We start from the raw sequence: 12,593 nt of genomic DNA on the forward strand, positions 1-12,593 counted from the left end.
TCGGCGCGCGGCGGTTGGGCGGCGCGCGGTGGTTGCGGCACCGGCTCGGGCCAGTCGCCGGCCGACGGTGGGCGGGCGGGCGCCGGCTCGGGCCGGTCGAGCTTGGGCAGGAACGCGGTCGGCTCGTTGGCCTGGTCCCGGTGCCGCCCGTCGCGGCGCTCGTCCGGCCCGCTCACTTGGGCACCGTCGCGAAGCGCAGAGCGGTTGAGTCCTCGAATGCCGGCACTCGCACCGTCGAGGTTGTCTCCTTGTAGCCGAGTTGGTAGTCGTCGACCGCGTCCTTGAACAACCGGACTCCCTCAGAGCTGGCGAGGGCCTGCTGGAGGGCAGCGGGATCGCCGATTGCTACGATCTTGAACGGTGGGGAGTACACCCGGCCATGGAGCAGCAGGGTGTTACCGACGCAGCGTACCGCGCTGGTGGTGAGCACGCGGACGTTCATGATTGACATGGCCTCGGCTCCGCCGGCCCACAGCGCGTTGACCACCGCCTGCACGTCCCCCTGATGCACCACCAGGTCGTCGTTGCTGGCGTCCGACTGGGTCTGGTCCAGCTGTGGCGCGTCGTTCAGCTCGACGGTGACCCCGGGGCCGCTGAGCGCGGTGAACCCGGCGGCCTGGAGGCTGCCCTGGGCGCGATTCTGCTGATCCTTGATCGGGGCGTCCGAGTCGGCCAGCGTGTTGGTCCGTTGCTCGACCTCGTCGCGTAGCGTGGCGGCCCGGCGTTCGCTGGCCGCGACCTGCTCGCGCCGGTCCTCGATGAGTTGGTTGAGCTGGGGTCGCCGGTCCTCGCGCAGGGCGGTGCCGTCGGCGGTGGTCGCGGAGGTGGTGAAGAGCAGTCCAGCCGCGGCGGCGATCAGGGGCACCCCGATCGACCAGCCCGGGCGGCGTTGGCGTGGTCGCCGGGGCAGCAGCCCGGCGGCGGCCCGTCGGAGGACCTTCTGCCAGGAGGTTGCGCCGGATGTGTACTCCACCGAGCGTTCCTTCCGCGTGTCGGGGAACGGTCCGCTCCGGCCGGGCCGGTGATGCGAACAGTCCCGCCTCTTTCGGTCACTCCGCGCACCGGCCTGACCCCATTCGTGGTCCGGACGGGCAATCGGGACTACGCTAACTGTCGAACATTATTGGCCATGGACCGTCGCCCCCGCGCCCGGTTGTCAGGCCGGACGAGGTCGTCACCCCTCTGGAGAGCGTCGTGCCCAAGTCTCAGGTCCGTAAGAAGAAGGTGTACACCCCGCCGACGGACGTCCGTCCGACGACGGCGTCGTCGTCGCGCAAGCCTAGCCCGGTGTGGTTGCCGATCACCGCGGTTGCCTTGATCGTCGCCGGGATCGGCTGGCTGGTCGTCTACTACCTGTCTGAGCAGGAGTACCCGGTCATGGCGTGGGGTTACTGGAACCTCGCGGTCGGCTTCGGAGCGATGGTCGCCTCGCTGGCGTTGCTCTCTCGCTGGCGCTGAGCCGACCGGCCGTCGCATCGGCGGTTCCACGTCACCCCACCGAGCCCCTGTCCGGCAGGATCGGCCGGGGCCCCCTATGGTGTCCGCAGGCAGGGTGGCCTACTGCGAGATGACTCACGTTACTGATGGGTAGCCTTCGCGTAGGCTGCACTGCATGACCAAGCAGGACGAGGTCATCAGGTAGCAGACCGGGGGAGGCCAACTCGATGGGCAGCGTCCAGATCGTCACCACGATCCTCGCGGCCGCCATCACCGCCGTGGCGGTGTGGCTCGCGGCTCGTGCGGTCCTGAAGATGGTGGCAGTCATCCGGCTCGGTCAGCCCGCGCCGGAGCGGTTCACCGACAAGATCGCCCGCACCAGGACGATGCTGGTCGAGACGGCCGGCCACACCCGGATGCTCAAGTGGGGCGTGGTGGGCGCCGCGCACTGGTTCGTGATGGTCGGCTTCGTCGTGCTGTCGCTGCTGGTGCTCGAGGCGTACTTCGAGGTGGTCACCCCGACCGGCGGTCTGCCGATCATCGGGCACTGGACGGTCTTCGGGTTGGCCACCGAGATCATCACCGTACTGGGCCTGGTCGGCATCCTCGTGCTGATGGCGATCCGGCTGCGCAACCGGCCGACCCGGCCGGGCGGACGGTCCCGGTTCACCGGCTCGACGATGTGGCAGGGCTACTTCGTCGAGTGGATCGTGCTGCTGGTCCTGATCTTCGGCCTGCTGATCCGCGGCTTCAAGGTCGCCACCGACCACTTCGAGTACCCGCTCTGGGCCACCCCGGTCAGTCACGCGGTCGGCGCGGTGCTGCCCGACTGGTCGGACGGGGCGAGCGTCGCCGCACTCATCAAGATCGCCATCTCGATGACCTGGCTGATCGTCATCTCGCTGAACGTCACCATGGGCGTCGCCTGGCACCGCTTCCTGGCGTTCCCCAACATCTTCTTCAAGCGTGAGCCGGCCAAACCGGCCGGTTCCGGCCTCGGCGCGCTGCGCCCGATGACCAGCCAGGGCAAGCCGCTCGACTTCGAGGAGGCCGACCCGGAGAAGGACCAGTTCGGCGTCGCCCAGGTCGAACAGTTCAGCTGGAAGGGTCTGCTCGACTTCAGCACCTGCACCGAGTGCGGTCGCTGCCAGTCGCAGTGCCCGGCCTGGAACACCGGCAAGCCGCTCTCGCCCAAGCTGCTCGTGCTGAGCCTACGCGACCACGCCTACGCCAAGGCGCCCTACCTGCTGGCCGGTGGCGGCAAGGACCTCACCGGTGCGGAGAAGGCCACCCAGGCGCAGCTCGCCCACCTGGACGTGCTGTCGCTCGCCGAGGGTGACAAGCCGCTGATCGGCACCGCCGAAGAAGGCGGCGTCATCGACCCGGACGTGCTGTGGTCCTGCACCACCTGCGGCGCCTGCGTCGAGCAGTGCCCGGTGGACATCGAGCACGTGGACCACATCGTCGACATGCGCCGCTACCAGGTGCTGATCGAGTCGAGCTTCCCCTCCGAGGCCGGCGTGATGCTGCGCAACCTGGAGAACAAGGGCAACCCGTGGGGCGCGCCGCAGAACACCCGCGAGGACTGGACCAAGGGTCTCGACTTCGAGGTGCCCCGGGTCGGCGAGGTGGACGACTTCGAGTACCTGTTCTGGGTCGGCTGCGCCGGCGCGTTCGAGGACCGGGCCAAGAAGACCACCCGCGCGGTCGCCACGCTGCTCAACGAGGCCGGCGTGAGCTTCGCGATCCTCGGCGAGGGCGAGACCTGCTCCGGTGACCCGGCCCGCCGGATCGGCAACGAGTTCGTCTTCCAGATGCTCGCCCAGCAGAACGTGGAGACGCTGAACGAGGCGTTCGAGGGTCGGGAGCAGGCCAAGCGCAAGATCGTCGCGACCTGCCCGCACTGCTTCAACACCCTGGGCAACGAGTACGGCCAGCTCGGCGGCGAGTTCGAGGTGGTCCACCACACCCAGCTGCTGGCCCACCTGGTCGCCACCGGCAAGCTCACCCCGGTGCAGCCGGTCGATGGCGGGGTCACCTACCACGACCCCTGCTACCTGGGCCGGCACAACCGCATCTTCGCCGCTCCCCGCGAGGTTCTCGGTGACGCCGTCGAGGGCGAGATCACCGAGATGCCGAGAAACAGCGAGCGCTCCTTCTGCTGCGGTGCCGGCGGTGCCCGGATGTGGATGGAAGAGAAGATCGGCAAGCGGATCAACGTGGACCGGGTCGAGGAGGCAATGGCGACCGGGGCGAAGACGGTCGCCGTCGGCTGCCCGTTCTGTTCGACCATGCTCAACGACGGGGTCAACGGCAAGGGCGCCGGCGAGCAGGTCGAGGTGATCGACGTGGCGAGCGTGCTGCTCCGTTCGGTCAAGCCGGAGCAGCCGCGGGGCAGCCAGGAGACCACGGCGATCGCCGGCTGAGACGCGTACACCTGGTTTTCGAACATCGACGGCGGCGGTCCCTGCGGGCCGCCGCCGCCGTGTAAGAATCTCGCCGAGGTGAGGCGATATCGACGGCCTGCTCTGGACGACGCTGTTGCCGCTGGTCGGCTTCGTCGCGCTGACCGCGGGCAACGCGTTCTTCGTCGCGGCCGAGTTCGCCCTGGTCACCGTCGACCGCGCGGAGATCGACAGGCGGGCCGCCGCCGGCGACCAGGCCGCTCTGACGGTACGCACAGCACTGCGCGAACTCTCCTTCCAGCTCTCCGGGGCGCAGCTCGGCATCACCATCACCGCCCTGCTCACCGGCTATCTGGCCGAACCCGCACTGGCCCGGCTCTTCGCCCCGCTGCTGCGCCCGCTGGCCGGGGAGAGCACCGAGCGGTTCACCCCGTTCCTCGCGTTGGCCCTGGCGACGCTGATCTCCATGCTCTTCGGCGAGCTGGTGCCGAAGAACGCCGCGCTGGCCCGGCCCATGCCGGCGGCGCTGGCCACGGCGGGCCCGATGCACACCTTCTCCCGGACGCTCGGTTGGGTGATCCGGGCGCTGAACGGCTCGGCGAACCGGCTGGTCCGGATGCTCGGCGTCGAGCCGCAGGAGGAGCTGGCCAGCGCCCGATCGCCGGAGGAGCTGGGCCTGCTGGCGGCCATCTCGGCCCGCGCCGGCGCGCTGCCCACGGACACCGCGATGCTGCTGCGCCGGACCATCCGCTTCGGCGACAAACGGGCCGCGGAGGCGATGACCCCCCGGGTGGACGTGGTCGCGCTGCGCGCCACGGCCACCGTGGCCGAGCTGCTTGAGGAGTCCCGGCGGACCGGGCGGACCCGCTTCCCGGTGTACGAGGAGACGCTGGACCTGGTGACCGGGGTGGCCGGGGTGCCCGACGCGCTCGGCGTGCCGGTGGCCGCCCGGTCGTCCACCCGGGTCGGGTCGGTGGCCCGGGAGCCGGTGTACGTGCCGGAGAGCCTGAACCTGGACGGTGTCCTGGCCGCGCTCAGGGCGGCCGGGGCCGACCTGGCCATCGTGGTCGACGAGTACGGCGGCACCGACGGGGTGGTGACGATCGAGGACCTGGTCGAGGAGCTGGTCGGGGAGATCGCCGACGAGTTCGACCCGGCGAGCGTGGACGACACCGGGCCGGTCGAGTTGACGGTGCCCGGCGGGGAACGCACCCTGCTGGTCGACGGGGTGCTCCGCTCCGACGAGGTGGTCGAGCAGACCGGCTTCCGGCTGCCCGAGGGGCCGTACGAGACGTTGGCCGGCTTCCTGATGGCCCGGCTCGGGCACATTCCGCTGGCCGGCGAGACGGTCGAGGCGGAGGGCTGGGAGTTCACCGTGGTGGAGGTGGAGCGGCACCGGATCGAGCAGGTCCGCGTGGTGCGCCCGGCGGATCCGGACGACGATGACTGAACTGCTGGTGACCGTGCTGCTGCTGCTCGGCAACGGGTTCTTCGTGGGCAGCGAGTTCGCGCTCATCGCGTCCCGCCGGACGGTGCTCGAGCCGCTGGCCGTCGGATCGAAACGCGCCCGCTGGGCGTTGTCGGCGATGAACCAGATCCCGTTGATGATCGCCGGGGCGCAGCTCGGCATCACGGTCTGCTCGCTGGGTCTGGGCGCGATCGCCGAGCCGGCGCTGGCGCACCTGCTGGAGCCGCCGTTCCACGCGGCCGGTCTGCCCGAGCGGGCGGTGCACCCGGTGGCCTTCGTGCTGGCGCTGGGCCTGGTGGTGTTCCTGCACACCGTCGTCGGCGAGATGGTGCCGAAGAACATCACGCTGGCCGGTCCGGAGGTCTCCGCGCTCTGGCTCGGCCCGGCGATGCTGGCGTTCTGCGTGGCCACCAAACCGCTGCTGCTGGCGATGAAATGGGCGGCCCGTCGGGTGCTCGCACTCTGGCGCATCGAGGCGTCCGAGGCGGTCAAGACGGTGTTCACCGCCGCCGAGTTGGCCGGCCTGGTCTCCCAGGCGCGTACCGAGGGGCTGCTCGACGCGGAGCAGCACGCCCGGATCACCGGAGCGCTGGCCCTGCACGCGCGGACCGCGGCCGACGCGCTGCAACAGTGGTCGACGGTGGTGACGGTGGCCGAGGACGTCTCACCGGCGTCGCTGGAGGTGTTGGCGACCCGGACCGGCCGGTCCCGCTTCCCGGTGGTGCAGCGGTCGACCCGTCGGGTGCTCGGCTTCGTGCACGTCAAGGACGTGCTCGGGTACGCCGGGCAGGCCCGCCGGTCCCCGGTGCCGGCCCGCGTCTACCGCCCGCTGGCGGTGGTGCCGCCGGAACGTACGCTGGCCGACCTGCTGCTGGCCATGCGTCGCGAGCGGCGGCACATGGTGCTGGTCAGCGACGGCCGGCGGCCTCTCGGGGTGGTCACCCTCGATGATGTATTGACCGCAATCGTTGGTTGACAGACCGATACCCTTGGTGCGCAAGCGGTTGCACGACAGTGATGGTTCCGGCCCTCGCCTTGATTACCGACCGGAGCTTCCCTAATGTGAGGCACCGACCGCTGTGGGTCGTCTGCCTCGGCCCTTCCGCACGCGAGGCGCCCGGCGGTCGGTTGCAAAGGAGTCGGTGCCGGTGGCAACCATGCCCCCTCATCGTCACGACCTGAATGCGTCTGCTCGCTCCGGTGGTCTGCGTCGCGTCGCCCACCGTCTGCTCGTCCTGGTCGCCGCCGCCGCGGTCGGAGCCGGTCTGCTGGCCGCGCCGGCACAGGCCGAGCCCACGGTCGACGAGATCGAGGCGCAGATCGACAAGAAGTGGGAGCAGTTGGAGCCCACTATCGAGCAGTACAACAAGGTCCGGGCGCAGCTGAAGGTCAATCGGCAGAAGTCGGCGGACCTGCAGAAGAAGATCGAGCCGTTGGCGCTACAGAGTGAGCTGGCGCTGAACCGCGTCGGCGATCTCGCGTCCCGCTACTACATCTCGGGCCCGTCGTACGACATCGGCGCGCTGCTGGTCAGCGCCAAGCCGGACACGCTCACCGAGCAGCTCACCCTCCTCGACCGATTGGCCGCGCAGGAGCGCAAGGAGGTCGAGGGTGTGCTGGCCGTGCGGGCCAAGTACGACGGCGAGAAGCAGAAGCTGGACACGCTGATCACCACCCAGACCAAGCAGCAGAACGAGCTGGCGGCCAAGAAGAAGCAGATCGACGCCGAGATCAAGCAGCTCGAGGCGTCGATGCCGAAGACCACTGTGGTGACCGCGGCCTGCCCGACCATCAACGGAGTGGTCAGCGCCGCCGCCCGGACCGCGATCAGGACCGCCTGCGGCAAGGTCGGCAAGCCGTACGTCTGGGGTGCCACCGGCCCGAACTCGTTCGACTGCTCGGGGTTGACCCAGTTCGCCTACAAGGCCGCCGGCATCTACCTCACCCACCACACCGGTGACCAGTGGAACGAGGGCAAGGCCATCTCGCGGGCCGACGCCCGCCCCGGTGACCTGGTCTTCTTCTTCTCCGGCCTGAGTCATGTCGGGCTCTATCTGGGCAACAACCAGATGGTGCACGCACCACGTGCCGGCAAACCGGTGCAGGTGTCCAGCATCAACACGATGCCCGTCGCCGGGTTCCGCAGACCCGGCTGATCCACCTCGCGCAGCAGAACGGCCCCCGGTCCTCGACGGGGGCGTTCTGGTCTTCAGCGGGGCGCGCCCAACGGGGACGGCAGCAGCTGCACGTCGGCGAGGTCGACGTACATGATCCGGTGGCCGAACTGGATCTGCGCGTAGCGGTTCTTGCCGCGGATCACCGTCCAGTCACCGGGCGAGGAGCCGTCGATCGTGCTGGCCCGGTAGTACTCACCGGCCAGCACCGCGCCGACGGCGTACCGCTGCCCGGCGGCCAGCGTGTACTGCAACGGCGAGATCGTCTGGTAGGGCACCCCGTCCGGGTACGCCGCCTGCTCCGGGTACGCCCGTCCGTACACCGGAACGGTGGCCCGGCCGGGCTTCGGGGTGGCCACCACGCCGACTGTCCAACTGGCGGTCGGCGCGGACGGCGGGTTGTGGAACCAGGCCCGCTGCCCGAGGTACCAGATGGCTGTCCAGTCGCCCTGCCGTCCGGCCAGCGCGTACGTCTGCCCGGCGGAGGCCCGGGCACCGTGGTCCGACACCTCCATCGTGTTCGGGGTGCCGTCCGGGCGGAGCGCGATGTCGTTGACCAGCGGCGCGTCGGCGGACGGCGCGCTACGCAGCAGCACCGACGAGGAGCCGCGCGCCGGGCACGCCACACCGGGGGTGACGCAGCCGGTGAACGCCGGCTGGTTGGTGGCGTAGTCGGGGTCGATCCGGACCAGCCCGGTGGCCGGGGTGCCGGTGTCGAGTCGAGGCGCGTGCAACAGGTCGAAATAGTGCGTCCAGTCCCAGTACGGGCCCGGGTCCCAGTGCATTCCCCGTACCGTCGAGGCGACGGTGCCGGGCACGTTGTCGTGGCCGATGATGTGCTGGCGGTCCAGCGGAATGCCCAACCGGAGCGCCAGGTGCCGGACCAGTTTCGCCGAGGTCCGGTACATCGCCTCGGTGTACCAGGTGCCCTGCGCCGCGAAACCCTCGTGCTCCAGACCGATCGCCTTGGCGTTGACGTACCAGTTGCCGGCGTGCCAGGCGACGTCCTTGGTCTGCACGTGCTGGGCGACGTGCCCGTCCACCGACCGCAGCGAGTAGTGCCAGCTCACGTAGGTCGGGTCCTGGACGAGTTTCAGTGTCGTCGCCCAACTCGCCTCGGTGTCGTGGATGACTATGTATTCGATCTTCTGCCGTGCGGGCCGGTCGGACAGGTCGTGGTTGCCGTAGTCCCCGTCGCCGAACGCCTGGTAGGGCGCGGGGATCCACTCGCAGGAGATGGTGCGTGGGCACTCCAGCCCGTCCGGGCGGGCCAGGCGGCGCAGGCCCAACCGGTCCAACCAGGAACGGTCGGGCCGTACCGCGCGCGCCGCCAGGGTGACCCGCTGGCCGTCGTCGGTCACCCGGGACTCGCCCGCGCCGATGGTGGTGAAGACCTCGTCGGCGAAGGCCGCGGCGGCGTCGGCGCTGTCCGCGCCGGAGTAGCGGGCCACCGCGCCGTACCAGGCGGCCGGATCGGTGTCGGCGCCGACCGGCGCGCCCAGCTCCCGTTGGTACGCGCTCAGCAGCGCGGCCCCACCCCGGATGTTGACGTCCGGATCGGTGCGCAGTGCGTCGGGGGCGGCGCCGGTCAGCGTGGCCGCGGCGTCCACGGTCTGCAACGCGGCGGTGGACGGCCCGGGAGCCTCGACCGGCCGGGGGGTGGGCACCCGGGCCGGCCGGGACTCGTCGCCGCGTGGGTCCTCGGCGGCGGTGTCGTGGTGGCCGCGCCCGGGTAGGGCAGCCACGTGCCGGGCGTCGGTCAGGTGCATCGGGCCGTAGCCGCCACTGGTGCTCGGTGTGCCGGCGTTGCTGTTCCAGCGGGACTCCAGATAGGAGACGCCGAGTAGCACGACGGGCGGTACGCCGTGCTCGGTCGCCGCGGCGGCGTACTGCTGCTGGCGGTCGGTGGTGGGCGCGGCGGCGACCGCCGGGCCGCTGGACAGTGGCATCGCGCCACCGGCAGCGACCACGGCCACGGCGAGCAGCGCGCGCGAGCGGGTCGTCAGGGTTGAATGGTGCATCGAGCCCCCTAGATTCTCGGACAGGGTCAGGTCACCATCGCGCCGCGCGGGAGGCCACGTCAATACCTTTCTATTTACCGAAGCGTGTGGAAAAAAATCTTCACGCACGGTCGGTGACCGCACCTAATCGGTACGGAGTGTCACGGCCGCGCGGGTTGCGGATCGGTAACGAGCGTCTCTACTCTGGTCATTCGTCGGCCCGACAGCAGCTCCGCCCAGCCCGGGCGGTAACGGACCGACACCGCCGAGTCGTTTCCGAGCGAACCGGGGACCCAGGTCCCTCGGGGTGAATCCGCAGCCACTGCGGTAGGGCGCCGACTTCCCGCCCGAACCCGTCAGCTAACCCGGTAGGCGGTCAGGAAGAAGGAGTACGGAACCCCGGTGGCACTCCATGCCCCGCGGCCGTCGTCCGGGCGGTCGGCACCAGCCGACCGCCGTCGATCGTGCCGCGCCCACGCTGGTCCCGCTTCACCACAGTTCTCGCCGCGCTGGCCGGCCTCGCCGTCGTGCTCACCGGCAGCGCCACGGCCGCCCACGCCGACCCGTCCGTCGCCGAGATCGAGCGCCAGATCGACGCCGACTGGAACAAGCTCGAACCGATCATCGAACGGCACAACGCCACCCGGGCCGACCTCGCCGTCAAGCGCAGGCAGGCGGACGCGCTGGCCGCCCGGATCGCGCCGCTGGAGCGTCAGGTCGACGCCGCGATGGACAAGGTCAGCGCCTTGGCCGTGCGCGCCTACAAGGGCGAGAACGTCTCGACCGTCAACGCGATGCTGGGCAGCCGGTCACCCAGCGAGGTGGTCGTCCAGCTCGAAATGCTCGACCGGTTCGCGCACAACCAGCAGAAGGACGTCCGCCAGGTGGCCGACCTGCGCGACGAGCTGGCCGCGCAGAAGGCGCCGCTGGACGAGATGGTGGCCCAGCTGACCCGCACCGAGGCCCAGCTGGCGGCGAAGAAGAAGCAGATCAACGAGGAGATCGACCGCCTACAGAAGCTGCGCCTCAAGGTGTACGGCAACGGTGGCGGCGGCCCGCTGCGTCCGGCGCCCTGCCCGGGCAGCTATCCCGGCGGCGCCGCGGGCACCGCTGTCAAGTTCGCCTGCGCGCAGATCGGCAAGCCCTACGTCTGGGGTGCCGAGGGTCCGAACTCGTACGACTGCTCCGGGTTGATGCTGGCGGCCTGGGCGAAGGCCGGCGTGTCGCTGCCGCACAACGCCGCCGCGCAGAGCCGGGTCACCAAGGACGTCAGCAGGGGCGACCTGCGCCCGGGCGACCTGGTCTTCTACTACAGCGACATCCACCACGTCGGCATGTACGTCGGCGGCGGCTGGGTGGTGCACGCCTCGCAGGCCGGCCAACCGATCAAGATGAAGAAGGTCGACGACGGCCCGATCCACAGCTACGGCCGCCCGGGCTGACCGGGTGATGACGAGGGCCCGCCGCGACGGATCGCAGCGGGCCCTCGTCCTGTCCTGACCGGTCAGCGGGTGGGCCAGGTGCGCCAGTGCTGCCAGGCGCGGCTGGGCGTCGGCCCGCGCTGACCCTGGTAGCGCGAACCGTAGACCACCGAACCGTACGGGTGCTCGGCCGGCGAGGAGAGCCGGAAGATGCAGAGCTGGCCGATCTTCATCCCCGGCCAGAGGGTGATCGGCAGGTTCGCCACGTTCGAGAGTTCCAGCGTGACGTGACCGGAGAAGCCGGGGTCGATGAAGCCGGCGGTGGAGTGCGTGAGCAGCCCGAGCCGGCCCAGTGAGCTCTTGCCCTCCAGTCGGCCGGCGAGCTGGTCACCCAGCGAGATGACCTCCAGCGTCGAGGCGAGCACGAACTCGCCCGGGTGCAGCACGAACGGCTCGCCGTCCGGCACCTCGACCACCGAGGTCAGGTCGTCCTGCTGCATCGCGGGGTCGATGTGGGTGTAGAGGTGGTTGTTGAAGACCCGGAACAGCCGGTCAAGTCGGACGTCGATGCTCGACGGTTGGACCAGGGTGGGCTCGAACGGTTCCAGGCCCAGCGTGCCGGCCTTGATCTCGGAGACCAGGTCGCGGTCGGAGAGCAGCATCGGACAACCATAGCGTTCCCGTGAGCGGCCGGATTCGGTGCCGGTGACCAGCGCGTCGAGGTCGCTGCTAGTACATTTGTTCGATAGAATGCCCGCATGGCTTCCTGGTCCGAATTCGCCGCCGACGAGCCCCGACTCGCCGACGGGATCCGCGTTCTCCTCCAGCAGTACGGGCCGGGCTTCGGCTACCTGGCCACGGTCCGCGCCGACGGCGGGCCCCGCGTCCATCCGGTCTCCCCGGTGATCACCGACGAGGGTCTCTTCTGCTTCGTCATCGACTCTCCGAAGCGCCGCGACCTCGAACGCGACGGTCGTTACGCGCTGCACTCGTTCCCGCCGGAGGAGAGCGACGACGAGGCGTACGTGGCGGGGCGCGCCCGGCCGGTCACCGACCCGGTGCGGGTGGCCCGACTCGCCCAGAGCGCCCGGGCGGAGCCGCAGGTCGACTGGCGGCTGTTCGAGTTCACCATCGACGTGGCGATGCTCACCCGCCGCGAGCAGCACACCGCGGGCATCCCGGGTCTCGCGCCCGCCCGCCCGGCCGTCCGGGTCTGGCTCGACCCACACGCCCCGTCGGCGGTGGCCACCCCGGTCGCCGTGCCGCAGACCCGCCCGGCCCGCCTCAACCGTGACGTCCACTGCACGGCCGCCTGACTCCCCGATGCCGCCTGGTGCCGGCTCCGTCCAGACGGAGCCGGCACGCCCCTGCCCGCCCCGCCCGTCCGGCCCGGGCATGATCGACTCGGTTTCAAGGAAGTCGCGGTGTCCCGGCGGTTCGGAGGCCCCGACTTTCAGGAACCCGAGTGGATCAGCGGCGGGCAGGGGTGCCTGGGTGCACAGGTCCGACGACTCGGGTACAGTGGTGCCGCTTGCGGGTGTAGTTCAATGGCAGAACATCAGCTTCCCAAGCTGACAGTGCGGGTTCGATTCCCGTCACCCGCTCCACGTACGGAACGCCCTGGTCAGGACAGCTGTCCTGCCAGGGGCTTTTGTGGTTCTAGGTCGTGCTGGAACAGGGATGGGCCA

The 12,593-nt window shown here is 70.3% G+C and carries 10 protein-coding genes, 1 tRNA gene and 1 riboswitch; of the genes, 8 read left to right on the forward strand and 3 right to left on the reverse strand.

Features of this window, described 5'->3' with window-relative positions:
- Window positions 1-172 precede the first annotated feature (172 nt).
- The gene (locus JM949_RS12235; protein WP_203148550.1) at window positions 173-973 is read right to left on the reverse strand and encodes a DUF881 domain-containing protein; all 801 of its coding nucleotides are present in this window, start codon (window positions 971-973) and stop codon (window positions 173-175) included.
- A 221-nt stretch (window positions 974-1,194) separates the two neighbouring features.
- Here JM949_RS12235 and JM949_RS12240 point away from each other — a divergent pair, with 221 nt between their 5' ends.
- The 5 genes from JM949_RS12240 (at window position 1,195) to JM949_RS12260 (ending at window position 7,466) form a co-directional block, all read left to right on the forward strand.
- Window positions 1,195-1,458, forward strand: a complete 264-nt coding sequence (locus tag JM949_RS12240) for a cell division protein CrgA (RefSeq protein ID WP_203148551.1) — start codon at window positions 1,195-1,197, stop codon at window positions 1,456-1,458.
- 206 nt (window positions 1,459-1,664) lie between these two features.
- On the forward strand, window positions 1,665-3,863 hold the full coding sequence (locus tag JM949_RS12245; protein ID WP_203148553.1) for a (Fe-S)-binding protein: 2,199 nt from the start codon (window positions 1,665-1,667) through the stop codon (window positions 3,861-3,863).
- 115 nt (window positions 3,864-3,978) lie between these two features.
- Entirely contained in the window at window positions 3,979-5,292 is a 1,314-nt protein-coding gene (locus JM949_RS12250; protein ID WP_203148554.1) for a hemolysin family protein, read from the forward strand.
- Window positions 5,285-6,286: a hemolysin family protein gene (locus tag JM949_RS12255; RefSeq protein ID WP_203148555.1), complete on the forward strand. Its 1,002-nt coding sequence runs from the start codon at window positions 5,285-5,287 to the stop codon at window positions 6,284-6,286. Before JM949_RS12250 ends, JM949_RS12255 begins: the two co-directional genes overlap by 8 nt.
- A 166-nt stretch (window positions 6,287-6,452) precedes the next feature.
- Window positions 6,453-7,466, forward strand: coding sequence for a C40 family peptidase (locus JM949_RS12260; RefSeq protein WP_203148556.1), 1,014 nt, complete (start codon window positions 6,453-6,455; stop codon window positions 7,464-7,466).
- A gap of 53 nt (window positions 7,467-7,519) precedes the next feature.
- Here JM949_RS12260 and JM949_RS12265 read toward each other — a convergent pair whose 3' ends face one another.
- Entirely contained in the window at window positions 7,520-9,505 is a 1,986-nt protein-coding gene (locus JM949_RS12265) for an N-acetylmuramoyl-L-alanine amidase (RefSeq protein ID WP_203148557.1), read from the reverse strand.
- Window positions 9,506-9,737: 232 nt separating this feature from the next.
- Window positions 9,738-9,873, forward strand: a riboswitch (cyclic di-AMP (ydaO/yuaA leader).
- A 75-nt stretch (window positions 9,874-9,948) separates the two neighbouring features.
- On the opposite strand from JM949_RS12265, the gene JM949_RS12270 reads away from it, so the two are divergent.
- On the forward strand, window positions 9,949-10,926 hold the full coding sequence (locus JM949_RS12270; protein WP_309232127.1) for a C40 family peptidase: 978 nt from the start codon (window positions 9,949-9,951) through the stop codon (window positions 10,924-10,926).
- Window positions 10,927-10,988: 62 nt separating this feature from the next.
- On the opposite strand, the gene dcd is transcribed toward JM949_RS12270, so the two are convergent.
- Window positions 10,989-11,567 carry a dCTP deaminase gene (gene dcd / locus JM949_RS12275; protein WP_089018323.1) on the reverse strand — a complete coding sequence of 193 codons (579 nt, stop codon included), beginning with the start codon at window positions 11,565-11,567 and terminating at the stop codon, window positions 10,989-10,991.
- A gap of 96 nt (window positions 11,568-11,663) precedes the next feature.
- On the opposite strand from dcd, the gene JM949_RS12280 reads away from it, so the two are divergent.
- Both JM949_RS12280 and JM949_RS12285 read left to right on the forward strand, forming a co-directional pair.
- Window positions 11,664-12,221 carry a pyridoxamine 5'-phosphate oxidase family protein gene (locus tag JM949_RS12280; protein ID WP_203148558.1) on the forward strand — a complete coding sequence of 186 codons (558 nt, stop codon included), beginning with the start codon at window positions 11,664-11,666 and terminating at the stop codon, window positions 12,219-12,221.
- Window positions 12,222-12,438: 217 nt separating this feature from the next.
- Window positions 12,439-12,512 (forward strand) — tRNA-Gly (locus tag JM949_RS12285).
- Window positions 12,513-12,593 lie beyond the last annotated feature (81 nt).

This window comes from Micromonospora tarensis, assembly GCF_016803395.1.
Classification (GTDB): Bacteria; Actinomycetota; Actinomycetes; order Mycobacteriales; family Micromonosporaceae; genus Micromonospora; species Micromonospora tarensis.

Coding starts and splice junctions, on each gene's coding strand:
- JM949_RS12280 (WP_203148558.1), top strand. CDS start 11,664: ATGGCTTCCTGGTCCGAATTCGCCGCCGACGAGCCCCGACTCGCCGAC.
- JM949_RS12265 (WP_203148557.1), bottom strand. CDS start 9,505: ATGCACCATTCAACCCTGACGACCCGCTCGCGCGCGCTGCTCGCCGTG.
- dcd (WP_089018323.1), bottom strand. CDS start 11,567: ATGCTGCTCTCCGACCGCGACCTGGTCTCCGAGATCAAGGCCGGCACG.
- JM949_RS12245 (WP_203148553.1), top strand. CDS start 1,665: ATGGGCAGCGTCCAGATCGTCACCACGATCCTCGCGGCCGCCATCACC.
- JM949_RS12255 (WP_203148555.1), top strand. CDS start 5,285: ATGACTGAACTGCTGGTGACCGTGCTGCTGCTGCTCGGCAACGGGTTC.